The sequence below is a fragment of the Streptomyces yongxingensis genome, assembly GCF_055597465.1.
Window position 1 is genome coordinate 3271119 of record NZ_CM145717.1, and the last position, 21756, is coordinate 3292874.

20 protein-coding genes are annotated in these 21756 nt (G+C 71.8%); 11 read left to right on the plus strand and 9 right to left on the minus strand.

Annotation, left to right across the window (positions count from 1 at the left end; translation table 11 throughout):
* Positions 1 to 144: 144 nt before the first annotated feature.
* From ACZ6TD_RS13670 to ACZ6TD_RS13695, 6 genes are all read left to right on the plus strand, one after another.
* Positions 145 to 1302 carry an ABC transporter substrate-binding protein gene (locus tag ACZ6TD_RS13670; RefSeq protein ID WP_471353905.1) on the plus strand — a complete coding sequence of 386 codons (1158 nt, stop codon included), beginning with the start codon at positions 145 to 147 and terminating at the stop codon, positions 1300 to 1302.
* Positions 1303 to 1370: 68 nt separating this feature from the next.
* The gene (locus tag ACZ6TD_RS13675) at positions 1371 to 2195 is read left to right on the plus strand and encodes an ABC transporter ATP-binding protein (RefSeq protein ID WP_471353907.1); all 825 of its coding nucleotides are present in this window, start codon (positions 1371 to 1373) and stop codon (positions 2193 to 2195) included.
* Positions 2182 to 3156 carry an ABC transporter permease gene (locus tag ACZ6TD_RS13680; protein WP_471353908.1) on the plus strand — a complete coding sequence of 325 codons (975 nt, stop codon included), beginning with the start codon at positions 2182 to 2184 and terminating at the stop codon, positions 3154 to 3156. The genes ACZ6TD_RS13675 and ACZ6TD_RS13680 overlap by 14 nt, the downstream gene beginning before the upstream one ends.
* Before the next feature lie 50 nt (positions 3157 to 3206).
* Positions 3207 to 3959 carry a sirohydrochlorin chelatase gene (locus ACZ6TD_RS13685; protein WP_471353910.1) on the plus strand — a complete coding sequence of 251 codons (753 nt, stop codon included), beginning with the start codon at positions 3207 to 3209 and terminating at the stop codon, positions 3957 to 3959.
* A gap of 310 nt (positions 3960 to 4269) precedes the next feature.
* Complete coding sequence (locus tag ACZ6TD_RS13690; protein ID WP_471353911.1) at positions 4270 to 4458, plus strand: Scr1 family TA system antitoxin-like transcriptional regulator; 189 nt, start codon at positions 4270 to 4272, stop codon at positions 4456 to 4458.
* Positions 4459 to 4481: 23 nt separating this feature from the next.
* A complete protein-coding gene (locus tag ACZ6TD_RS13695; protein WP_471353913.1) occupies positions 4482 to 4673 on the plus strand; it encodes a DUF397 domain-containing protein in 192 nt (63 codons plus the stop codon).
* On the opposite strand, the gene ACZ6TD_RS13700 is transcribed toward ACZ6TD_RS13695, so the two are convergent.
* Both ACZ6TD_RS13700 and ACZ6TD_RS13705 read right to left on the minus strand, forming a co-directional pair.
* Entirely contained in the window at positions 4639 to 5784 is a 1146-nt protein-coding gene (locus ACZ6TD_RS13700) for a wHTH domain-containing protein (protein WP_471353915.1), read from the minus strand. The genes ACZ6TD_RS13695 and ACZ6TD_RS13700 overlap by 35 nt on opposite strands.
* Positions 5785 to 5822: 38 nt before the next feature.
* The gene (locus ACZ6TD_RS13705) at positions 5823 to 6770 is read right to left on the minus strand and encodes an STM4015 family protein (RefSeq protein WP_471357713.1); all 948 of its coding nucleotides are present in this window, start codon (positions 6768 to 6770) and stop codon (positions 5823 to 5825) included.
* A 175-nt stretch (positions 6771 to 6945) separates the two neighbouring features.
* Here ACZ6TD_RS13705 and ACZ6TD_RS13710 point away from each other — a divergent pair, with 175 nt between their 5' ends.
* On the plus strand, positions 6946 to 8499 hold the full coding sequence (locus ACZ6TD_RS13710; RefSeq protein ID WP_471353917.1) for a phosphodiester glycosidase family protein: 1554 nt from the start codon (positions 6946 to 6948) through the stop codon (positions 8497 to 8499).
* A gap of 161 nt (positions 8500 to 8660) precedes the next feature.
* A complete protein-coding gene (locus ACZ6TD_RS13715; RefSeq protein WP_471357715.1) occupies positions 8661 to 9248 on the plus strand; it encodes a Uma2 family endonuclease in 588 nt (195 codons plus the stop codon).
* A 145-nt stretch (positions 9249 to 9393) separates the two neighbouring features.
* On the opposite strand, the gene ACZ6TD_RS13720 is transcribed toward ACZ6TD_RS13715, so the two are convergent.
* Complete coding sequence (locus tag ACZ6TD_RS13720; RefSeq protein WP_471353919.1) at positions 9394 to 10614, minus strand: S8 family peptidase; 1221 nt, start codon at positions 10612 to 10614, stop codon at positions 9394 to 9396.
* A 382-nt stretch (positions 10615 to 10996) separates the two neighbouring features.
* Between ACZ6TD_RS13720 and ACZ6TD_RS13725 the strand changes: the two genes are divergently transcribed.
* Positions 10997 to 13276, plus strand: a complete 2280-nt coding sequence (locus ACZ6TD_RS13725; RefSeq protein WP_471353921.1) for an MMPL family transporter — start codon at positions 10997 to 10999, stop codon at positions 13274 to 13276.
* 727 nt (positions 13277 to 14003) lie between these two features.
* On the plus strand, positions 14004 to 14813 hold the full coding sequence (erm, locus tag ACZ6TD_RS13730; protein ID WP_471357718.1) for an ErmE/ErmH/ErmO/ErmR family 23S rRNA (adenine(2058)-N(6))-methyltransferase: 810 nt from the start codon (positions 14004 to 14006) through the stop codon (positions 14811 to 14813).
* On the opposite strand, the gene ACZ6TD_RS13735 is transcribed toward erm, so the two are convergent.
* The 4 genes from ACZ6TD_RS13735 to ACZ6TD_RS13750 form a co-directional block, all read right to left on the minus strand.
* The gene (locus ACZ6TD_RS13735; RefSeq protein WP_471353922.1) at positions 14717 to 15757 is read right to left on the minus strand and encodes a CDP-alcohol phosphatidyltransferase family protein; all 1041 of its coding nucleotides are present in this window, start codon (positions 15755 to 15757) and stop codon (positions 14717 to 14719) included. The genes erm and ACZ6TD_RS13735 overlap by 97 nt on opposite strands.
* Before the next feature lie 159 nt (positions 15758 to 15916).
* Positions 15917 to 17203: an ABC transporter substrate-binding protein gene (locus tag ACZ6TD_RS13740; RefSeq protein ID WP_471353924.1), complete on the minus strand. Its 1287-nt coding sequence runs from the start codon at positions 17201 to 17203 to the stop codon at positions 15917 to 15919.
* A complete protein-coding gene (locus tag ACZ6TD_RS13745; protein WP_471353926.1) occupies positions 17203 to 18054 on the minus strand; it encodes a carbohydrate ABC transporter permease in 852 nt (283 codons plus the stop codon). Before ACZ6TD_RS13745 ends, ACZ6TD_RS13740 begins: the two co-directional genes overlap by 1 nt.
* Entirely contained in the window at positions 18051 to 19022 is a 972-nt protein-coding gene (locus tag ACZ6TD_RS13750; protein WP_471353928.1) for a carbohydrate ABC transporter permease, read from the minus strand. Before ACZ6TD_RS13750 ends, ACZ6TD_RS13745 begins: the two co-directional genes overlap by 4 nt.
* A 232-nt stretch (positions 19023 to 19254) precedes the next feature.
* Here ACZ6TD_RS13750 and ACZ6TD_RS13755 point away from each other — a divergent pair, with 232 nt between their 5' ends.
* Positions 19255 to 20190 (plus strand): phosphotransferase enzyme family protein, encoded by a 936-nt coding sequence (locus tag ACZ6TD_RS13755; RefSeq protein WP_471353930.1) that lies wholly within the window; start codon positions 19255 to 19257, stop codon positions 20188 to 20190.
* Between the two features lie 64 nt (positions 20191 to 20254).
* Here the strand turns inward: ACZ6TD_RS13755 and ACZ6TD_RS13760 are convergent, their stop codons facing one another.
* Positions 20255 to 20848 (minus strand): TIGR03086 family metal-binding protein, encoded by a 594-nt coding sequence (locus ACZ6TD_RS13760; protein WP_471353932.1) that lies wholly within the window; start codon positions 20846 to 20848, stop codon positions 20255 to 20257.
* 120 nt (positions 20849 to 20968) lie between these two features.
* A complete protein-coding gene (locus tag ACZ6TD_RS13765; RefSeq protein WP_471353933.1) occupies positions 20969 to 21691 on the minus strand; it encodes an exonuclease domain-containing protein in 723 nt (240 codons plus the stop codon).
* Between the last annotated feature and the right edge of the window lie 65 nt (positions 21692 to 21756).

Below are 21756 nucleotides of genomic sequence, written 5' to 3' on the forward strand. Positions count from 1 at the left end.
GGCGCTCGGCAGCGGGCAGGGCGGGGTCGGACGATGTGCGTGCTGACGCCGCAGTCCGCCCCTGTCCACCAGCACCGCCGCCGAAAGCCGACTGAACTGCCGGGCGTCCTCTGACGCCGCCCCGGCCCGTCGAGAGGAACACCCGTGTCGTCTGCCGTCCGCCCCATCGCCCCGCGACCAGCCACGCACCCCCGCCGCCGCACCCGGATCCTGGCGGCGGCGGCCGTCCTTCCCCTGCTGATGGGCGCGCTGGGCGCCTGCGGCTACGGCTCGGAGAAGAAGAACGACGACACGGGATCCTCGGCGGTCCCAGCGGCCGGCGGTGAGAAGGTCGACGGCCTGGACAAGGTGAAGGTCGGCTACTTCGCCAACCTCACCCACGCCACCGCGCTGGTGGGGCTGCGCAAGGGCGGCCCGATCCAGCAGGAGCTCAAGGGCACGAAGGTCGCGCCGTACGTCTTCAACGCCGGGCCGTCGGAGATCGAGGCGCTCAACGCGGGCTCCATCGACATGGGCTGGATCGGCCCGTCGCCGTCCATCAACGGCTATGTGAAGTCCCACGGCTCCAACCTCAAGATCATCTCCGGTTCGGTCTCGGGCGGTGTCAAGCTCGTGGTCAACCCGAAGAAGATCAAGACGCTGAACGACGTCAAGGGCAAGAAGATCGCCACCCCGCAGTTGGGCAACACCCAGGACGTGGCGTTCCTCAACTGGGTCAAGAGCAAGGGCTGGAAGGTCGACCCCCAGAGCGGCAAGGGCGATGTGTCGGTGGTCCGCAGCGACAACAAGGTGACGCCCGACGCGTACAAGTCCGGTGCCATCGACGGCGCGTGGGTGCCCGAGCCGACCGCGTCCAAGCTGGTCGCCGATGGCGGCAAGGTGCTGCTGGACGAGTCCTCGCTGTGGCCGGACAAGAAGTTCGTGATCACCAACCTGATCGTGAAGCAGTCGTTCCTGAAGGAGCACCCGAAGGTCGTCGAGGCCGTGCTGCGCGGCTCGGTGAAGACCAACGCCTTCATCAAGGCCAACCCCGAGCAGGCGAAGAACGCGGCCAACGCGGCCCTCAAGGAGGAGACCGGCAAGCCGCTGCCCGCCGAGGTGATCGACCCGGCGTGGAAGTCCATCCAGGTCACCGACGACCCCCTCGCCTCGACGCTGAACACCGAGGCCGACCACGCGGTCCAGGCGGGCCTTCTGGAAAAGCCCGATCTCAAGGGGATCTACGACCTGGGCCCGCTGAACAGGGTCCTGAAGGCCGAGGGCAAGCCGACGGTCTCCGCCGCGGGCCTCGGCAGCCAGTAGCCGCCCGTCCGTCCCGTACGCACCGTACGCAGGTACACGCATGTACGCATCCATCAGGAGGTGACCGGATGTCCCCGGCACTGACCACCGAGAAGGACGACCGGGCGAGCGCCACGACGGCGGGCTCCCCCGGCCCCGCCGGCTCCGCCGGGTCCGTATCGATCTCCCACGTCCACAAGGTCTTCGGCCGTCCCGGGGCGGCCCAGCCCGTGCTCGAGGACATCAACCTCCAGGTGCGGCCCGGGGAGTTCGTCTGCATCCTGGGGGCGTCCGGCTGCGGCAAGTCCACACTGCTCAATCTGATCGCCGACCTGGACAAGCCGTCCTCGGGGGCCATCGAGGTCCCCGGCGGCCGGCCGGCCCTGATGTTCCAGGAGCACGCCCTGTTCCCGTGGCTGACCGCGGGGAAGAACATCGAGCTGGCGCTGCGGCTGCGCGGTGTGCCGCGCGCCGACCGCAGGCCGCGGGCCGAGCGGCTGCTGGAGCTGGTGCGGCTCGGCGGCGCCCACGGCAAGCGGGTGCACGAGCTCTCCGGCGGGATGCGGCAGCGCGTGGCGCTGGCCCGCGCGCTGGCGCAGGACTCCAGTGTGCTGCTGATGGACGAGCCGTTCGCCGCGCTCGACGCCATCACCCGCGATGTGCTGCACGAGGAGCTGACCCGGATCTGGAGCGAGACCGGCGTCTCGGTGCTGTTCGTGACCCACAACGTCCGCGAGGCCGTCCGGCTGGCCGAGCGGGTGGTGCTGCTGTCCTCCCGGCCGGGGCGGGTCGTCCGCGAGTGGTCGGTGGACATGCCGCAGCCGCGCCGCATCGAGGACGCGGCCGTCGCCGATCTGTCCGTTGAGATCACTGAAGAACTGCGTGGGGAGATCCGCCGCCATGGCCAGCAGTAAGACCACCCGCGGCGCCGCGGTCGAGGAAGCCGACGGCGGGAACGGCGGGAAGCAGCCGATAGAGAAGTCGGTAGAGAAGTCCACGGCCAAGACGGGTGGAGGGCAGGACCTGGCGGGTCTGGAGGCCGGTCTGGACGCCCTGGACGCGGTGCAGACCAAGCGGGTCTCACCGGCCGAGGTGCTGGTCCAGAAGGTGTTGCCGCCCATCGTGGCCGTCGCCTTCGTCCTGGCCCTGTGGAAGGTGCTCGTCGTCGCGAAGGTCACCCCCGACTACAAGCTCCCCGACCCGGGGCTGGTCTGGGACTCGCTGCGCCAGCTGTGGCTCCAGGGCGAGCTGCTCGACATCATCTGGACCAGCGTCTCGCGCGGTCTGTTCGGCTTCCTCATCGCGCTGGCGATCGCCACCCCGCTGGGACTGGTCGTCGCCCGGGTGAAGTTCATCCGCGCCGGACTCGGCCCGATCCTGTCCGGACTGCAGTCGCTGCCGTCGGTCGCCTGGGTGCCGCCCGCGGTGATCTGGCTGGGTCTGAACGACCAGATGATGTACACCGTCATCCTGCTGGGCGCGGTCCCCTCCATCGCCAACGGGCTGGTGGCCGGCATCGACCAGGTGCCCCCGCTCTTCCTGCGCGCCGGACGCACCCTCGGCGCCCGCGGTCTGGTCAGCGCCCGGCACATCCTGCTGCCCGCCGCGCTGCCCGGTTACGTCGCAGGGCTCAAGCAGGGCTGGGCCTTCTCCTGGCGCTCACTGATGGCCGCCGAGATCATCGCCAAGTCCCCGGACCTGGGCCTGGGTCTTGGCCAGTACCTGGAGAACCAGCGCAACAACTCGGATATGGCGGGGGTGCTCCTCGGCATCCTCCTGATCCTCATCGTCGGCATCGCCATCGAGCTGCTGATCTTCGCCCCGATCGAGCGCCGGGTGCTGCGCAGCCGCGGCCTGCTGGCGAGCGCGCGCTGAACGAACTGAACCAAACCCACCCGAGCGGAAGGCCACGGAAAGCCCTCACCATGTCTGTCCCGACCCTGCTGATCATCGCCCACGGCAGCCGCGACCCCCGCCATGCGGCGACCGTCGACGCGCTGCGCGCGCGGGTGCGGTCGCTGCGGCCGGGGCTGCGGGTGGAAGCGGCGTTCCTGGAGTTCAACGCGCCGCGCGTACCGCAGGTGCTGGCCCGCCTCGCCGCGGAGGACGCCACCGAGGTGATCGCCCTCCCGCTGCTGCTGACCCGCGCCTTCCACGCGAAGACCGACATCCCGGCGGTGCTGCGCGAGGCCACGGCCCGCCACCCCCGCCTTTCCGTCCGCCAGGCCGAGGTCCTGGGTCCGTCCCCGCTGCTCGTGGACGCCCTGGAACGCCGCCTGCACGAGGCGGGGCTGCGCCCCGCCGACCGCTCCTCGACCGGGGTCGTCCTGGCCTCGGCGGGGTCCACCGACCCGGAGGCGATCGCGGTGATCGCTGAAATCGCGCGGGAGTGGCGGCACACCGGCTGGTGCGCCGTGCGACCCGCGTTCGCCTCCGCCTCCCTTCCCCGCACCGAGGACGCCGTCCGCGCCCTGCGCGCGGAGGGCGTCCCCCGGGTGGCCGTGGCCCCCTACGTCATCGCCCCCGGCCGCCTCCCCGACCGCATCGCCCACGGCGCCGAAGCCGCGGGCGCCGACCTCCTGGCCCCCGTCCTGGGCCCCGCCCCGGAACTGGCCCGCCTCCTGCTCACCCGCTACGACGAGGCGCGACGGACGGGCCCGGTCCTGCTGACCGCCTGACCGCTACTCGGCCGTCGGTTGGGCCCTCTCCGGCACCCCGGCATGGCGCATGAGCGGGGCAGCTCGCCCCGGCCCGTCGGGTAGCTCAAGCGGCCTCGGCGCGATCGAAAGAAGTGCCTCCCGACCGACTGAGCCACATCAGCCGTGCCGTCACCCCGTCCTCACCACTGCCGCGCGTGAACCATCGAAGAGCCCGCTCGGGCGAGTCAAGTGCGGTACACGCGTGCTCTCATGGCCTACGGGGTTCCCCAGCCGTCAACACGCCAATTGGAGGCGCTGGTGGCGTTCCGTATGCGACAGCGGGACGCCCGTGCTCTACGCATACGGCTCTGTACCGAGGCTGGACACCGTACACATCGATGTGCCGCACGGCCCTCTCCTGCTGGACGCGGAGTCGCAACTCGCGCGGTATCGCGTATTTCTCGACAAGGCCCTGGCGTTCTCCTTGTCGGCCGAAAAATCTCAGGACTTCATCCACTCCATCATGCGGCAATTGTGAAGGGCAGGATCATGGAAAGGCCAATGACATGGCGGAAGTCGTCGTTCTCCGGGCCCGGCGAGACCAACGACTGCGTTGAACTCGTCGCGGCGGGCGGTGAGATACGGATTCGGGAAAGCGACGCCCCTGCCGACATCCTCACCACCACACCGGGCCGACTCGGAACCTTCATACGCGCCGTCAAGGCGGGGGCGTTCGACCAGCTCGGGCGGTAGCCATGGGGCGCACGTCCGGGTAGTCCACCTCGTCGGGGAGGCGGTAGCCGAGTTCGGTGAGGCGTTGGGCGACGTCCGCCGGGCTTCTGCCGGTCAGGCTCGCGCTGTGGAGGACGTGTTCTAGGTGGACGCCGTCGAGGAAGGAGCGGTCGACGGTGGCCAGGAGGCGGATGTCCTCCTCGTCCGGGGTGGCGGGGACGTTCGCGTTCTTGTGCAGCCAGTGGCCCAGCGCGTCCAGCCGCTTGGCGATGTCGGCCGGGCTGCGCCCGGTGGCGAGGGCGGCGCGCAGGATGTGGTGCAACCGGATGCCCACGACGTTGTTCCGCTCCAGCCAGGGGGCTCGGCCGTCGAGGTTTTCGCTGAGGATGACCAGGTCGTCCGGCTCCACGGGGTCCGGCACGGTGGGCGGGCGGGAAGCGCCCAGCTCCGCCAGGCGGGCGACGATGTCCGCCGGACGGCGGCCGGTCTCCTGGGCGACGGTGAGGACGTGGCCGAGGGACCCCTCGGGGTCCTCCAGGATCCGCTCATCAGCGGGTTCGGGGACGTACGGCAGTCGGATGCCGAGCGCGATCAGGCGCGTGGCGACGGTGTGCGGGTTGCACCGCAGCGTCGTGGCCACCTTGCGCACATGCCCGCTCGACGCCTCCCCGCCCCAGTCCAGCCACTCCCCATTGCCCCGGGGGTCGGTGCGGATCAGCACGATGTCCCGGGGGTCCGGAGTCTCGGGCAGCGGTTGGGGGGCCGGAACCGTCCAGCCGAAGGCGGTCAGCCGCCGTGCGGCATCGGCGGGGCTCAGGCCCTGCCGTCCCGCCGACGCGAGCAGGTCCCGCAGCGGGACGGGCTTGCCGACCTCGAGCCATGAGAGGTTGTACGTGTCCGCCTTGAGCAGCAGCGTGTCGTCCGGGTCCACCGTGAGCGGCAGCGGGATTTCGGGAAGCTCGATGTCGGCGAAGCCCAGTTCGGTCAGTTCCGACACGACGGCGGCGGGGCCGCGCCCCAACGTGGCGGCGGCGTACAGAACATGCCCGTAGGGCACCCGTCGGGCGGGCTCGATCCAGGAGACGTCACGCCCGATGCGGATACGGGTGAGCGGTTCAGCGCTGTTCGACATGGTGGACCTTTCGGAAGCGGCGGGATCGGACTGGAGGGTCATTCGGCCACCGCGATATAGCGGCCGCTTCCCTCGTACTCGTCGTCCTCGTCCCCCCAGCCCTCGTCGTCCTCCTCCTGCCTCCCGCGCAGGTTCACCCGCACCCCCGCGGGCTCCAGCGTCGTCCATATCCGCAGCATCATGGATTCGCTGAGGAAGTGGTGCGAAAGGTCGAGCTCCTCGAGGTGGGTGAGCGGCTGCCCGTGCAGCAGTGCCTCCGCGCCCTCGTCGGAGAGCGTGCCCATGGCCAGGCTCAACGAGGTGAGCCGCGGCACGACCGGTGCGGACGCCAGCGCGGCGGCCAGCTCGTCCTGGATGGGGCTGTTCTGCAGCCCCAAGTGGCGCAGCGCGGGCTTGCGGTCACCCGCGAAGAGCGGGGCGAGCTGCTCGACGGTGGTGCCGCCCCCGTACTCGTCGTCGCCCAGCCACAGCTCCAGCCGCTCCAGCGAGGGCAGATCGGCGGCCGCGATGTTCGCCGCCACCTCCGGCGGCAGCCCACCGGACTCCACCCGCAGCGCCCGCAGCCCCGCGTGCCCCGTCACGGGGAAGTCCAACCCGTCCCCACCACGGACGACCAGTTCCCGCAGCCCGGGGAAGGCATCCAGGAGCGGCGCCAGATCGGACTGGTCGATGGTGGAGATCATCGCTTCCTCGTCCTCGAGGTCGCCGAGAAAGAGCGCTTCGAGACCGGTCAGCCGGGAGCTCAGGTCGATCAGCGCCTCGTCGGGCAGGTAGTGCAGACCGTGGCCGAGGATCAGCGCCCGCACCCGCTCCAGCTCCACCGTGCCGGTGAACCGCTCCCAGCAGTCCTCGTAGTCCTCGTCGGTCGAGTACGGCCCGGTCTCGAGACGCCAGGCGACGGACGCGGCATCGGGCAGCAGCGTGGCGGGGGTGTACGGCGGAACGGTCAGCACCGGCAACCCGTAGAAGTTCTGGGCGTGTTGCACATACGACAAGAGGAGGCTCCCGAGGCTTCCGTGTCCAAACAGCTCTGCGCCATGTTCTACCAGCCCCCTCCGACACGGCCCCCGCCCCTTCCCCCCCCGGCCGTTCACCGTACGTTCCGCAGACCGCCCCCCGTGTGTGTCGGCCCGGCCCCCGGACGGCGCTGGACTTCCGGTCATGCGCACCGAAGAGAGCACCGTCCGCCGGGGTCTGGGCGTCCGTGTGGGGGTCATGCTGGGGACCGCCGTCGTACTGGCGGCCGTCCATCCGCCCGCGCAGGCGGCACCGGACACCGGATCCTGGACGACGGAGGCGGTGGCCCCGGGGGTGCGGGTGCGGGCCGGGGTTCTCCGGGACGCGGACGCCAAGCCAAGTTGGACGGTCACCGTGCAGGGGCCCGGCTCCGCGCCGCTGGGCGACCGGTCCTGGGCGGACGCCACGGCGGGGCGGCTGCGCGACACCGGGTTCGAGCCGCGGGTCGAGCGGGTGGCGTGGCCCGCCTACGCGGACACCCCGCACGGCACCATGGGGTGGCGGCTGCGGGTGGGCTCGTACGGCACCTCCGGCGAGGCGCAGGGCGCACGCGAGAAGGTCGCCGCGGCCGGGTTCACGGCGGTGGCGGAGTGGACCGGCTACGACGGGCAGCGGCCCGCGGACCGGGAGAGCGTGCATGTGGCGGTGATCGACCCGGCCCGGTTCACCGGCACCGTGGCGGCCACGCACGACGTCAGCGTGGCGGACCGCGAGAAGACCTCTTCGGTCGCCGCGAAGCGCGGCTCCCTGGTCGCCGTCAACGGTGGTTTCTTCGTCACCTCCGACGCCGACGGCGTCCAGGGCACGATGGCCGGAATCGCCGCGTACGACGGCGAGTTGGAGTCGATGTCCGCCGGTTCGCGGGCCGCGCTGATCCTCGGGGACGGCGGTCGGCACGCCCGTATCGCCGATCTGACCAGCACGGTCACGGCGCGGGCGGGATCGCCCACGTACGCGGTGCAGGGCATCAACCGGGTGCCCGGCAAGGTGCGCAACTGCGGCCGCCCCGGGGCGACTCCGACCGAGCTGCCCCGGCAGGACCTGACCTGCACCGAGGCCGACGACCTGGTGAAGTTCACCCCGAGGTTCCGCGCCGCGCTGCCCACCGGGCCCGGGACCCAGGTGGTGCTCGACGCGGACGGCCGTGTGGTCTCCACCGGCCCGCGCGGCGGCACGGTCCCGGCCGGGGGCTCCGTGCTCCAGGGCATCGGCGCCGCGTCCGGCTGGCTGACGGCCCACGCCCGGCAGGGCGAGCGGATCGCGCTGGAGGAGGTCGTCCGGGACACCGCCGGCCGCCGGGTCCGGCTCGACGCCGACGACAGCATCGTCAGCGCCGCCCCCACCCTGGTGAAGGACGGCCGCATCGCCATCGACGCCGCCACCGAGGGGACCCTGGACCCGAAGAACCTCTCCTTCGGCTACGCCTGGTCGAACGTCCGGCAGCCCCGCACGATGGCCGGGCTCGACGCGAAGGGGCGGCTGATCCTGGCCACGGTGGACGGTCGGCAGCCGGGTGTGAGCGAGGGCTTCACCCTGGAGGAGGCCGCCCGCTTCATGCGCTCCCTGGGCGCCGTCCAGGCCCTCAACCTGGACGGCGGCGGCTCCACCGCCATGGCCGTGAACGGCCACCTCGCCAACGTCACCTCCGACGCGACGGGCGAGCGCGCGGTGGGCGACACGGTCCAGGTACTGCCGTAGCGGGACGCGCCCGTCATCGCTGAGTGTTCGGCTCACTCCTGTGGGTGACATTTACCCCCTCTGGCCGCCGCCTCACGACTCGGGCTGGAAGCGTCGGCGGTCGTCAGAGCTGCGTGCCATGCTGGAGCCAGGGAACACACGAGGAGGCGGTGGTGACGATCATGAGCGTCGCTGAGACGCGAATCGACGATCACGAAGGCCCCTGGACGGTCGAGGACGTCCTTGCACTCTCGGAGCATCCGGCACGCGCCCGCTTCGAACTCGTGGACGGTGCCCTCATGATGTCCCCTGCCTCCGACTGGGACCACCAGACGGTGTCTTCCGCATTGCACAGCCAGATCAAGGCCGCCCTGGCCCGGTCAGGCGCGCCGTTCCGCTCCGGCGAAGCGGTGAACGTGACGGGGGAATCGAGACTCTTCATTCCCGACATCGCCGTCGTCGACCGTGCCGCCGCTCCACGCGGCACACTGGCCGCGCCGCTCGAGGCGGCGGTGCTTCTGGGAGAGATCGTGTCACCGTTCAACCGGGCCGCCGACCGCATCCTCAAGCCCGCGCTCTACGCCCAGGCGAAGGTGCCCGCCTTTTGGCGGGTCGAGCTGGAGCCGGATGTGCGTGTGGTGGTGCACGAGTTGGAGGGAGCCACCTACCGCGAGGTGGCCACGGTCACGGGAAAGCAGTCCGTCGACGTCGCCGGAGTGTTCACCGTCGACGTGGATCTCGACGCCGTGCGCCGCGAGCTGGAGGGCTGAGGCGCGGCCCTGGCCCTCCGGGCGGAAGACGAAGAGCGGGGCGTGACCGCCCAAGGGCGCAGCCGGTTGGTCTCGCCACCCGGCTGCGCCCCTGGGACTGGTCACTTCACCCGTCTGAGCGTATGAGCCCCTATTCGGCCGAGCCTTACTCGACGACCTTCAGCAGCTTGTTCGGCGTGCCCTCGCCCGGGTTGGAGATCTTGTCGGCGGTGGCGCCGTCCGTCAGCCCCTTGGCCACGTCGGCCGGCTTGGCGTCCTGGTGGCCGCTGAGGTAGACGGCGGCGGCGCCCACGACGTGCGGGGTGGCCATCGACGTACCGGAGATGGTGTTGGTGGCGTCGTCGCCGGTGTTCCAGTCGGAGGTGATGTCCGAGCCGGGGGCGTAGATGTCCACCACGTCGCCGTAGTTGGAGAAGTCGGACTGCTCGTCCTGGTCGGTGCTGGAGGCGACCGTGATCGCGTCCTTCACCCGGGCGGGAGAGCTCTGGCTGGCGTCGGCCGACTCGTTGCCCGCCGCCACGCCGAAGGTGACACCGGAGTCGATGGCCTTCTGCACGGCCGCGTCGAGGGCCTCGTCGGGGGTGCCGCCCAGGCTCATGTTGGCGACGGACGGGCCCTCGTGGTTCTCGGTGACCCAGTCGATGCCCGCGACGACCTGCTCGGTGGTGCCGGAGCCCTGGTCGTCCAGCACGCGGACCGCGACGATCTTGGCCTTCTTGGCGACGCCGTGCTCGGCACCGGCGATGGTGCCGGCCACATGGGTGCCGTGGCCGTTGCCGTCGTCGGCGCTGTCGTCGTTGTCGACCGCGTCGAAGCCGGACGTGGCGCGGCCCTCGAAGTCCTTGTGGCTGGTGCGGACACCGGTGTCGATGACGTACGCGGTGACACCCTCACCCGCGCTGTCGGGGTAGGCGTACTTCTTGTCGCCCTGGGTGTCTTCCTGGTCGATCCGGTCCAGGCCCCACGACGGCGGGTTCTCCTGGGTGCCCTTGATGGTGTAGCGGTGGTTCTGGACCACCTTGGCGACCGACGGGTCGGCGGCCAGCCGCTTGGCCTCGGTGTCGGTCAGCCCGCCGGCCGAGAAGCCGTTGATGGCGGAGTCGTAGCTGCGGCGCAGCTTGCCACCGTACTGCTCGGCGAGGTCCTTGCCCTCCGAGGCGGCCTTGACGCTCTTGCCGCCCTTGAGCATGACGATGTAGCTGCCGTCCACCGCGTTCTTCGCCTGGGTGCCGTAGACGGTGCCCTCGGCGGGTTGGGCGGTGGTGGCGCCGGCCGGAACGGCCACGAAGACACCGGCGGTGACGGCGGTCGCGGCGGCTATGGCCAGACCGAGTCGACGCGCGTTGCGCTGCTTGTGAACTGCCATGACGAGGGTTCCTCCTCGTGCGGTTGTGGGGGGAATCCGCACCCCGGATCGCGTCCGATCCCTCAAGTGCGGTCGATCCGGAGTGTGTTGGGGCCACTCCGGTTCTGACAAAACCCTGACTGATGAGTACGGGTCAATTCAAGATCCCCACCAATGTGTGACATAGGCAACGTTCTCCGCTTCGGCCGCGTCCCGGCCTCGAGGTCAACGCCCTTTGCGTGTAAGGGGCTCGCATCAGGGAGGGTAGGGCTGTCCCCCCTTCCACGGTTGGAGGGAACCACCGGACGGTTCACCGGTCAGCAGGATGGGTCGGCCCGACGCCACGGCCTAGCGTCGTCCACGAGTGGCGGGACGGTCCGCCACCAGGGCATAAGGGGATGTCGTGGCGGACACAGGCCGCTTGGAGAGGCCGCGCGGGATAGCGGCACGCGCGGGCAGTTGGAGCGCCCGTCACCGGTGGGCGGCGGTCGGGGGCTGGGTGCTGCTGGTCATCCTCGCCCTGGCCGTCGGCTCGATGACGGGCCGGGTCGATGTGACGGACAGCGAGCAGGTTCCCGGCGAGTCCGGGCGCGTCTCGAAGATTCTCGACGAGGCGGGCATTGACGACGCGGCCGGGGAAACCGTGCTGATCCAGGCGAAGGGCAGCGGGCTCACCGCGAACGACCCGGCCTTCCGCACGGCGGTCGACGCGGTGATGGCCGGCGTACGCGACACCGGCCAGGTGACCGCGCTCCGCTCCCCGTACGAGACGAAGACCATCTCCGCCGACCGGCGCTCCGCGCTGGTGCAGTTCGAGATGCGCGGCGACGCGGAGAAGGCGGCCGACCACATCCAGCCGGTCCTGGACGCGGTGGACAAGGCACAAGACGGCCACCAGGCCCTGCGGATCGAGGAGTTCGGCGACGCCAGCGGCCAGAAGGCGTTCGACGACGCGTTCGGCGACGACTTCGCCCAGGCCGAGTACTCCGCGCTGCCGGTGGCGCTCGGCATCCTGCTGATCGTCTTCGGTGCGCTGGTGGCCGCGCTGCTGCCGGTGGTGCTCGCGATGACCGCGTTCCTGGCCACCACCGGTCTGGTGGCGGTGGTCAGCCACTGGGTGCACATGAGCGACACCGCCAACTCCGTGATGCTGCTGGTGGGCCTGGCCGTAGGCGTCGACTACTGCCTGTTCTACCTGCGCCGGGAGCGTGAGGAGCGCGCCGCCGGACGGGACGCGCAGACCGCGCTGCGGGTGGCGGCGGCCACCTCCGGCCGCGCCATCCTGGTCTCCGGCGTCACGGTGATCGTGGCGATGGCGGGCATGCTCTTCACCGGTATCGCGGAGTTCAAGGCGATGGGGCTTGCCACGCTGATGGTGGTGGCGGTGGCGATGGTCGGCTCGGTGACGGTGCTGCCCGCGCTGCTGTCGCTGCTCGGTGAGCGGGTGGAGAAGGGCCGGGTGCCGTTCCTGGGCCGCGCCAAGCGGCGCGGCGGCACCGAGAGCCGCGTCTGGCGCGCCGTCCTCCGTCCGGTGCTGCGCCGCCCCAAGCTCTCGCTGGCCCTCGCCGGTGGCGCGCTGATCGCGCTGGCCGTCCCCGCCGTGGGGATGAACACCGCGAACCTCACCCTGGACCAGGAGTTCGGCGACCGGCTGCCGGTCGTGAACGCGTACAACCACATCGACGAGGCGTTCCCGGGCGGGTCCGACCCGGCCAGGGTCGTGGTGAAGGCGGACGACATCGACGCGGCGCCGGTGCGCGACGCCATCGCCCGCTTCCGCACCGAGGCCGTGGCGAAGGGCGCCTCCAAGGGCCCGGTCGAGGTGACCGTCCACCGGAAGCAGAACCTGGCCGTGGTGGAGGTCCCGCTGATCGGCGGCTCGGACGAGGGCAAGGCCGAGAAGAGCCTGGACGTGCTGCGGAACGAGGTGCGCCCGGCGACCCTCGGCGCGGTGGACGGCGTGGACGCCCCCATCGGCGGCTCGACCGCCTCCTCCAAGGACTTCAACGACAAGCTCGGCTCGGCCGTCACCCCGGTCTTCGCCTTCGTGGTGGTCTTCGCCTTCCTGCTGATGCTGATGTCCTTCCGGTCGCTCACCATCGCCGTGACCTCCATCGTGCTCAACCTGCTGTCGGTGGGCGCCGCGTACGGCATCCTCACCGCGGTCTTCCAGCACGGCTGGGGCGCGGGGCTGGTCGGCGCGGAGGGCGTGGGCGCGATCGTGTCCTGGCTGCCGCTGTTCCTCTTCGTGATCCTGTTCGGGCTGAGCATGGACTACCACGTCTTCGTGGTCTCCCGGATCCGCGAGGCGCACCTGGCCGGCCGCACCACCAAGGACGCGGTGGTGCACGGCGTGGTGACGACGGCGGGCGTGGTCACCAGCGCCGCCGTCATCATGGTCGCGGTCTTCTCCATCTTCGGAACGCTGTCGATGCAGTCCATGAAGCAGATGGGTGTGGGCCTCGCGGCCGCGGTCCTCATCGACGCCACCGTCATCCGCGGGGTGCTCCTCCCGGCCGTGATGTCGCTGCTGGGCGAGCGCAACTGGTACCTGCCGAAGTGGCTGGGGTGGCTCCCGGACCTCGCGCACGACGAGCACGCCCCGGTCCGGCGGCCCACGAGCCCGGTGGGCGCTTCCCCGATGCCGGAAGCGGACGAACGGCCCCGGCACGCGAGGGTCTGACGACCACATCCCGACAACCCTCAACACACCCCTCAACCGGTCACACGGCCTTCGGGCCGTGTGACCGGTTCGGTGTTCCGGGGTGGGGTGCGGTGGGGTGGGGCGCGAAAAGGCGTTGCGGTGCGTCCCGGCCGGTCCCTACGGTGCGGGGATACGGCGGAGATCCGGCATACGCGTCCTTTCGCGTACGCGCGCACGGGAGGAGTACACCGATGGGCGGAAGTCCCGGCATCGGCGTGTTCACCCGCATCACTCGTGGCTGTGCCCGGGTGGCGTGTGCGCGCGCCCTTCCTCTGCCTGCCCGCCGCCCGCGGCGCGGCCCCGGTGCCCTGGCCGGCCCGGACGCGCCCGGTGTCTCTCCGAGTCGGTGAGCCGTTCGCGCTCGAGGTGTTCCCTCGGCCCGAGCGGCTGACTCGCCGGACTTCCCCTCGGTCTCTCACTGTCGCGGTGAGCTGACCTCACCTTCACGCGCCCTCGGCCAGGGCCCCCGCCAGTCCAGGAATCACTCGTTCCGGGACGGGCGGCAGGGCCCGTTCCGCGCTGCTGCCGCCCGCCCGGCTCCGAAAGGACCGTGGCCGTGGCCCGCAATCGACACCATCCCCGAGCCCCGCGCGGTGGCGAACCGCGCCGCAACGCCGAACCGCGCCGCACCACCGAAGCACCCCGCACCGAACCGCGCCGTACCGAACGCGACCGGGCGAGGCGTGCCTACGGGCAGAACTTCCTCATCGACCCGGGCGCCGTCGCCCGCGTCGTACGCGCCGCCCGCCCCGGGCCCGGCGATCTCCTGGTGGAGGTCGGCGCGGGCAAGGGGGCGCTCACCGAGGCGCTGGCCCCGCGCTGCCGTGAGCTGATCAGCTATGAGATCGACCGGCGTCTGATCCCGGGGCTGCGGGAGCGACTCGCCCGCCATCCGCGGGTCCGGCTCGTGCACCAGGACTTCCTGAGCGCGGCACCGCCGCGCGAGCCCTTCGCCCTGGTCGGCAACGTGCCCTACGCCCGTACCGCCGAGATCGTGGCCTGGGCGCTGCGGGCGGTGCCCCGGCTGACCTCCGCCACGCTGCTCACCCAGGCGGAGTACGCCCGTAAGCGCACCGGCGACTACGGGCGCTGGTCCCTGCTGACCGTACGGTCCTGGCCGGAGGTCGAGTGGCGGCTGTGCGGGCGGGTGGCGCGGGCCGCCTTCCGGCCGGTGCCCGCGGTGGACGGCGGGATCCTGCGGCTGACCCGGCGGCCGCGGCCGCTGCTCACCGACCCGGCGGCCAGGTCCGCCTACGCGGACCTGGTCGAGCTGGGCTTCACCGGGCTCGGTGGCTCGCTCCACGCGTCACTGCGCCGGGTCTGCCCCGCCCGCGCGCTCGACCGGGCGTTCCGGGCGGCCGGGCTGGGGCGGGACGTGGTGGTGGCGTATGTGACGCCGGAGCAGTGGCTGGTCCTCGCTCAGGAGTTGACCGAGGTGGTGGCCGGAATGCGGTCGGCCGTTTCGAAGGAGTTGATGGTGCGGGTGAAGTCCCGGGTGGACAACAGCAACTTGTAGATGATGGCCAGCTCGAAGACGAGCAGCAGAGCGCCCGAGACGACGGTCGTCGCCACCACCGCGTCGACGGCCGGGCCGATGATGAACACGCCCATCTGGAACTCGATACCGCTGATGAGATGAGCGCGGATGCGGTGGCGCTGCAGGAAGTTCCGGCACCGGACCCACCACGGGAAGCGGCGCCGGAACTCCTGGTGCAGATCGACGACGGCGGGGCGGCGCGCGGCCGGGGCCGCGGCCGAAACCGGGGCGGCCGTGGCCTCCAGGGTGGCCGTGGTTTCCAGGGCCGCCACCGGCTCCAGAGGAGCGACCGGCTCCAAGGGCGCCACCGTGTCGCGGTCCGTCTCCAGGTCGGCCTCGGGGTTCTCCCGCAGCAGGTCCTCCATGAAGGCCAGCTCGGCCTGGTTCTCGGCCTTGCGGGCCGCCCGCATCCGGGCCTTGATCTGCTTGCGCATCCCGTGCCGGATCTTGAAGATCTCCAGCGAGTCGATGTAGCGCAGCGCGTCCAGGGAGGCGACGGCCAGCGCCAGCCACAGATACAGGACGTCATCGGTGCGCGCGTACTGGCCGCCCATCAGCGCGACCGAGCACACCAGCACCCGGATCCGGTCGAAGACGAAGTCCAGCCAGGCCCCGAAGACCGAGCCGGTGCCGGTCAGCCGGGCCAGCTTGCCGTCCATGCAGTCGAAGATGAAGCTCACGTGGTAGAGCACGGCCCCGAGCAGCAGCCATCTCCAGTCGCCCTGAGCGAAGCACGCGGCGGAGCCGAGGCCCACCAGGAACGCACCCCAGGTGAGCTGGTTGGGGGTGGCCCGGGTGTACCTGGCGATCCAGCGGACCAGCGGTGTGGCCACCGGGTCCACGAGCATGACGGTCCACCACGCGTCTCGCTTCTTCTCGGTGATCCGGCGGACCTCGGCGAGCGGCGGTATGTCTCGGGGCATGGTCAATCTTCCTGGCGTTCGACAAGAGTTCACTCGAAGGTAAGAAGCCGTTAAGAGAAGAGACAAGATCGGGCAAGGGCAACCTTTGCCGGGGGATAACGGTCTGCTGGGGGGACCGGGTCCATGGCAGGACCAGGTGCGTCGGCGGCGCAGCCGGTCCTACCGCTGGTAACGGGCGAGCACCAGGTTCCCGTCGTCCACCAGCCGCTCCCGCAGCTCCCCCATTCCGATCGCCCCGCTGTAGTACTCCTGCAGAGCCGGGGTGGCCACCTTGTCCTTCCACTCCGGGTAGCCGCGCACCGTCTGGGCGGGCGCCGGGCGGAGCTGTCCGGCCAGGGCGGTGCCGGTGGCCCAGCCGTGGCGGCGGGTGCGCAGGGCGGGGTCCCGCAGCGCGGTCCGGCCCGTGGGGAGCATCCAGTCGCCCCGGGCGAGCCGCACCATGTGCGGCGGGCGCAGGAAGAAGTCGATGAAGCGGGCGGCCTCCCGCTGGTACGGGCTGTCGGCGGCGACGGACAGCGTCTGCGGGCTGACCCCCTGCCGCTGGTCGCCGCCGGGCCCGGCGGGGGACGGCAGTACGGTCCAGGCGAACCCCTTGGGCGCCTGCTGCACGACCTGCTGACGGTAGGAGAAACCGAGCGGCACCATGGCGTACTTCCCGCCGAAGAAGCCGGGGAGGGTGTCGGAGCCGCCCATGCCGAGGGTGGTCCGCGCGGCGGTGCGGTCACCGCCCAGTTGGTCGTGGATGACGCGGGGCACCCGCTGGTCGGCGGCGTCGAACCGGACGGTGACCTTGCCGTCCGCGCCCCGGTGGAAGACCTTGCCGCCGGTGGAGAGCGAGAGGTTGAGGGTCGCGGAGACGGGCTCCTTGAGCGGCCAGGCCACGCCGTACGTCCCGTCGCGGGTCAGCTCTTCGGCCGCGTCCTCGAACTCGGCCCAGCTCCAGGGCCGTTCGGCGGTGGGGATCCGCACCCGGGCCCGCTCCAGCAGCGTGCGGTTGGCGATGAGCACGCGCGGCTCCTGGAGGAACGGCACACCGTGGACGCGGCCGCCGAAGGTGGCGGTCTGCCAGGTCGGGGGCGGGATCTCGGCCTTGAGCCGCCGGGGCAGCAGGTCGGTGAGATCGGCGAGATAGCCGCCGTAGGCGAAGTCGGCGAGGTCGTCGGTGGCGTCATGGATGATGTCGGGTGCCTCACCGCCCTCGAAGGAGGTGAGCAACTGGTCGTGGACGCCGTCCCAGCTGCCCTGGACGTACTCGACCCGGATGTCGGGATGGGCCGCGTTCCACTCCCCCACGAGCTGCTTGTTGGCCGCCACCGATTCCTGCTGCCAGGCCAGGGACTGGAAGCGGAGGGTGATCCGGCCGCCGGTCGCCCGCCGCCGCTCGGGCGCGCAGCCGGACAGCAGCGCCCCGGTGGCGGACGCGGCCAGCAGCGTTCGGCGGCGCATCAGTGCTTCACCGCCCCGGCCAGGGTGCCGCTGGTGATCCGGCGCTGGATGAGCGCGAACAGCACGAGCGAGGGCAGCGTCGCCAGCAGTGAGGCGGCGGCGAGCGGGCCGAGATCGGCGACACCCTCGGTTCCGATGAAGTGGGTGAGGATGATCGGCATCGTCTGTTTCCGCGGGGATTTGAGCAGGACGAGCGCGAAGAAGAACTCGTTCCAGGCGGTGATGAACGCGAAGAGGGCGGTGGCCACGATGCCGGGGGTCAGCAGCGGCATGGTGACGGAGATCAGCACCCGCAGTCGGCCCGCGCCGTCCACGGCCGCGGCCTCCTCCAGCTCGCGCGGTACGGCCCGTGCGTACCCGGCCAGCATCCACAGGGCGAACGGCAGGGACCACACCACGTACACCATGGTCAACCCGGCGAGGGAGTCGATCAGGCGGACCTCCTTGAGCACCAGGAACAGCGGGATGATCACCAGGACGAAGGGGAACGCCTGGCTGACCACGATCCAGCCGGTGGCCGCCCGGGACAGCGAGGAGCGGTGGTGGCGGGCCATCACATAGGCCATCGGGGTGGCGATGACGACGGTGATGACCGCGGCGGCGAGGGAGGCGATCAGGCTGTTGCCCGCGGACCGCAGCAGCGGCTGCTCCTCGAACGCCTGGCGGAAGTTGTCGAGGGTGGGATGGTCGGGGATCCAGCCCGGGTGGAGGCTCGCCAGCTCGCGCGGCGGTTTGAACGCGGTGGAGACCAGCCAGAGCAGGGGGAAGGCGAGGAAGACCAGATAGCCGAGCAGGGCGAGGTACTGGCCGGTGCGCGCCGCGCGGCGCCTGGCGGTGGGGCGGGGGCTCATGCGTCGTCGTCTCCCTTCAGCCGGGCCACGAGATGGACGGCCAGCAGGATGGAGACCACCGCCACCAGCACACAGCCCATCGCCGCCGCGTAGCCGAACTGGCCGTAGCGGAACGCCTCTTCGTAGGCGAAGAGCATCGGCAGCCGGGTGCGGCCGCCGGGCCCGCCGCCGGTCAGGACGTAGACCAGCGCGAAGGAGTTGACGTTCCAGATGAAGCTGAGCGCGCTGATGGCGAGGGCGATGGGCCTGATGGCGGGCCAGGTGACGGCGCGGAAGCGGCGCCAGGCACCGGCGCCGTCCATGGCCGCGGCCTCGTGCAGTTCGCGCGGCACATTCGAGAGCCCGGCCAGCAGGGTGACCGTGACCTGCGGAAGCCGTGCCCAGATGCCGACCACGACGACGGCGGGCAGGGCGGTGGACAGACTGCCGAGCCAGTCGCGGTGGGTGCCCAGCGTCTCGTTGAGCACCCCCGCGTCGGGGTGGTAGACCAGCCGCCACATGATGCCGACCACGACCTCCGGCATCGCCCAGGGAACGATCGCGAGCGCCCGCGACAGCCAGCGGAACCGCAGGTCCTGGTGGAGCAGCAGCGCGAGGCCGAGCGCGAGCAGGAACTGCGGTACGGAGACGGCCACCGCCCACACCAGGCCGATCCGGAAGGACTCCCAGAAGAGGGTGTCGCGCAGCAGGTCCTGGAAGTTGAGCAGCCCGATCCACTGGGTGGGGTCGGTGCGGCCCGCCTGGGAGTCGGTGAAGGCGAGCGCGATGCCGTAGAGGAGCGGGCCGACGCTGAGGAGGAGGATCGGGATCAGCGCGGGCAGGACCAGGAACCACGCCCCGTGGGCGGCGCCCTGACGGGGCGGCACGCGGCCGCCCGGGCCCCTGGCGGAGCCCCGGTCCTTGGCGGAGCCCTGGTCCTTGGCGGAGCCCGGGTCCGAGCGCGCCGGGTCGGCGGTCGCGGGTATCACGGCAGGGCCCCCTTCGGACGCGGTGGGAGGGCGGCCCGGGTGGGAGAGCCCACGTCATCGTGCGGAGGGCGGGCGGTGCAGTCAAGCGGTTCTCCCCGCGACAGTCGACGCGGCTGTCGGTACGACGCTACGGACGTCGATATGGCCGTCGGTACGGCAGTCGGTCCGTCGGCCGGTACGGCAGGTGGCGCACAACTCGATGCGAGACTTGGCCCTCGGCAGGGAGTGGTCGGTGAGGAGAAGGGGCACGGCGGTGGCGGAGGTCGCGTTCACGGAGGAGCGGGCGCGGGCGGTGCTCTCGGCCGCGCTGCCGCCCTACCGGGCCGGTACGGCGGAGGCCCGGCTGCTGGCCCTGGGTGAGAACGCCGTCTTCGCCGTCGACAGCCTCTCCCTGGTGGTCCGGATCAGCCGCGACCTGGAGGTGTGGGACCGGGCCGCCCGGGAGCTGAGGATCGCCGACTGGCTCGCCCGGGAGGGGCTGCCCGCGGTCCGCCCCGACCGGCGCTTCGGCCCCGAGCAGCCGCTTCCGTTCGCCAACCATCTCGTCACGTACTGGCAGCGGCTTCCCGACCCGGTACGCCCCGCCGGGGCGCGCGATCTCGCGGAGCTGCTGCGGATGGTGCACGCCCTGCCCGACCCGCCCGGCGACCCGGCGCCGCTCCCGCTGCCGCGCCGCGATCTGCTGGGCGGGGTCGAGCGCTGGCTGCGGCTGGCCGGGGACGCGATCGACCCGGCGGACGCGGCGTATCTCCGCGGCCGCCGGGACGACTTCGCGGCCGCCGTCGAGGAGCTGACCCCGCGGCTCGCCCCCGGGCCGATCCACGGCGACGCGCTGCCGCGCAATGTGCACATCGGCCCGGACGGGCCGGTACTGGTGGACCTGGAGACCTTCTCGCACGATCTGCGCGAGCACGATCTGGTGGTGATGGCCCTGTCCCGGGACCGCTATGGGCTCGGCGCGGCGGAGTACGACGCGTTCGTGGCGGAGTACGGGTGGGACGTCCGCGAGTGGCCGGGCTGCGCGGTGCTGCGGGGCGCGCGCGAGACCGCCAGCTGCGCCTGGGTCTCCCAGCACGCCCCGGGCAACCCGGCGGCCCGCGCCGAGTTCACCCGCCGCATCGCCTCCCTGCGGGAGGGCGACACGGCGGTGCGCTGGCACACGTTCTGAACGACCGGCTCCGGTTCAGGGCCCACCACGCGCCGCGCCGACTGACCCGCCGCGCGGCCCGCCCTCAGGCGCGCCACCCCGGGTCGCGGCCGCTCAAGGCAATCGCGCGGTCCAGCGGCGGCGCGTCGGCCGGGACGGGGACCCTGGGGCCGAACAGCTCCTTCGGGCGCTCCTCGTCCGGGACCGCCGACAGCCATCCGATGATGGTCTCGACGCTGCCGGGATCGCAGTCGTAGGGCTGGCCGGTGGCGCGGGCGAGATCCCAGCCGTGGATCACCAGCTCGTCCAGCGCCACGACGCCCATCATCCGGGCGGGCATGGTGACGCCCCCGGCCTCCGTGGTGCCCTGCCAGGCGGACGGCTCGCGCCAGGCCACGGCCAGCGCGTCCAGACGGCGCGGCAACTCCTGCCGCCAGTCGGGGTCCACCCGGTCGGCCGACCCCTGCCCGGGGGCGGGGCCCGCCGCGCCCGTGGTCTTCTCGGCGGCGTGGCGCATGGCGAGGGCGAGCCCCATGAAGTGGTCGAGCAGATCTGCCACGGAGTAGGCGCCACACGGTGTGGGCGCGGTGAGTTGCTCGTCCGAGACGCCGCTGAGCAGCGCCGTCACCCGCTGGGCTGTGGGTCCGAAATCGATCATGGTGGTCTGTTCGTCGGTCACGGTCGTCTTCTCCTCGCTCGAGTCCCTGGTCCGGCCCCGTCCCCCGTACGGACCGGCCGGCCGCCGGAAACTCATCGGTGCGGCGCGCTCCGATATCCGCCCGCCCGGCCGCCACCCCGGCTACCCCACCACCGCCCCCGCCTCCCGCAGCGGCCAGCCGCCGTCCACGACCGCGTCCGGAGTGCCCTTGCGGCGCAGCCAGGACTGGAAGTCGGCCGCCCAGTGCGCGTACCACCCCACCTGCTTGCGGTGGAGGTCCCACAGCTCGAGCCCGGCGACCTCCCCGTACCGCTCGGCGAGCGCGCAGGCGACCCGCACCGCCGCCAGCGCGTCCGCCCCGGCGTCATGCGCGCGGTCGTGCACCACTCCGTACTCCCCGCAGACGGCCTCCAGCGTGCGCTTGCCCTTGCGATAGCGGTCGACGGCGCGGTCTATCGTGTACGGATCCACGACGGGGCCGGTCTCCGCGCCCTCCAGCCGCTCGCTCAGCGGGCGCAGCCCGTGCCGCCCCAACTCGGCGGCGAGCAGGCTGAGATCGAACGCCGCGTTGTACGCCACCACCGGGGCGCCGGCGCGCCAGTGGGCCACCAGCACCTCGGCGACCTCCTCGACCACCTCGCGCGCGGGCCTGCCCTCCGCCGCCGCCCGCTCACCGCTGATCCCGTGCACCGCCACCGCGTCGTCAGGGATGGGCACTTGGGGGTCGGCCAGCCACTCGCGCCGCCCGACCGGCTCCCCGCCCCTCACCTCGACCACGGCCGCCGTCACGATCCGTGCCGTCCGCGGATCGGTGCCCGTCGTCTCCAGGTCGAATCCGATCAGCAGCCCCCGGTGCCAGCCCATGGCCGCCCCTCCCTTTGTCGTACTTCCCCCATGTGTGCACCACCTTCCCATGCACCACTGACAAC

Bases quoted from the DNA above. Each gene is read 5' to 3' on its own strand.
- ACZ6TD_RS13745 (WP_471353926.1), bottom strand. From the start codon at position 18,054: ATGAGCCCCCGCCCCACCGCCAGGCGCCGCGCGGCGCGCACCGGCCAG.
- ACZ6TD_RS13710 (WP_471353917.1), top strand. From the start codon at position 6,946: ATGCGCACCGAAGAGAGCACCGTCCGCCGGGGTCTGGGCGTCCGTGTG.
- ACZ6TD_RS13680 (WP_471353908.1), top strand. From the start codon at position 2,182: ATGGCCAGCAGTAAGACCACCCGCGGCGCCGCGGTCGAGGAAGCCGAC.
- ACZ6TD_RS13700 (WP_471353915.1), bottom strand. From the start codon at position 5,784: ATGTCGAACAGCGCTGAACCGCTCACCCGTATCCGCATCGGGCGTGAC.
- ACZ6TD_RS13765 (WP_471353933.1), bottom strand. From the start codon at position 21,691: ATGGGCTGGCACCGGGGGCTGCTGATCGGATTCGACCTGGAGACGACG.
- ACZ6TD_RS13685 (WP_471353910.1), top strand. From the start codon at position 3,207: ATGTCTGTCCCGACCCTGCTGATCATCGCCCACGGCAGCCGCGACCCC.
- ACZ6TD_RS13675 (WP_471353907.1), top strand. From the start codon at position 1,371: ATGTCCCCGGCACTGACCACCGAGAAGGACGACCGGGCGAGCGCCACG.
- ACZ6TD_RS13720 (WP_471353919.1), bottom strand. From the start codon at position 10,614: ATGGCAGTTCACAAGCAGCGCAACGCGCGTCGACTCGGTCTGGCCATA.
- ACZ6TD_RS13740 (WP_471353924.1), bottom strand. From the start codon at position 17,203: ATGCGCCGCCGAACGCTGCTGGCCGCGTCCGCCACCGGGGCGCTGCTG.
- ACZ6TD_RS13715 (WP_471357715.1), top strand. From the start codon at position 8,661: ATGAGCGTCGCTGAGACGCGAATCGACGATCACGAAGGCCCCTGGACG.
- ACZ6TD_RS13735 (WP_471353922.1), bottom strand. From the start codon at position 15,757: ATGCCCCGAGACATACCGCCGCTCGCCGAGGTCCGCCGGATCACCGAG.
- ACZ6TD_RS13695 (WP_471353913.1), top strand. From the start codon at position 4,482: ATGACATGGCGGAAGTCGTCGTTCTCCGGGCCCGGCGAGACCAACGAC.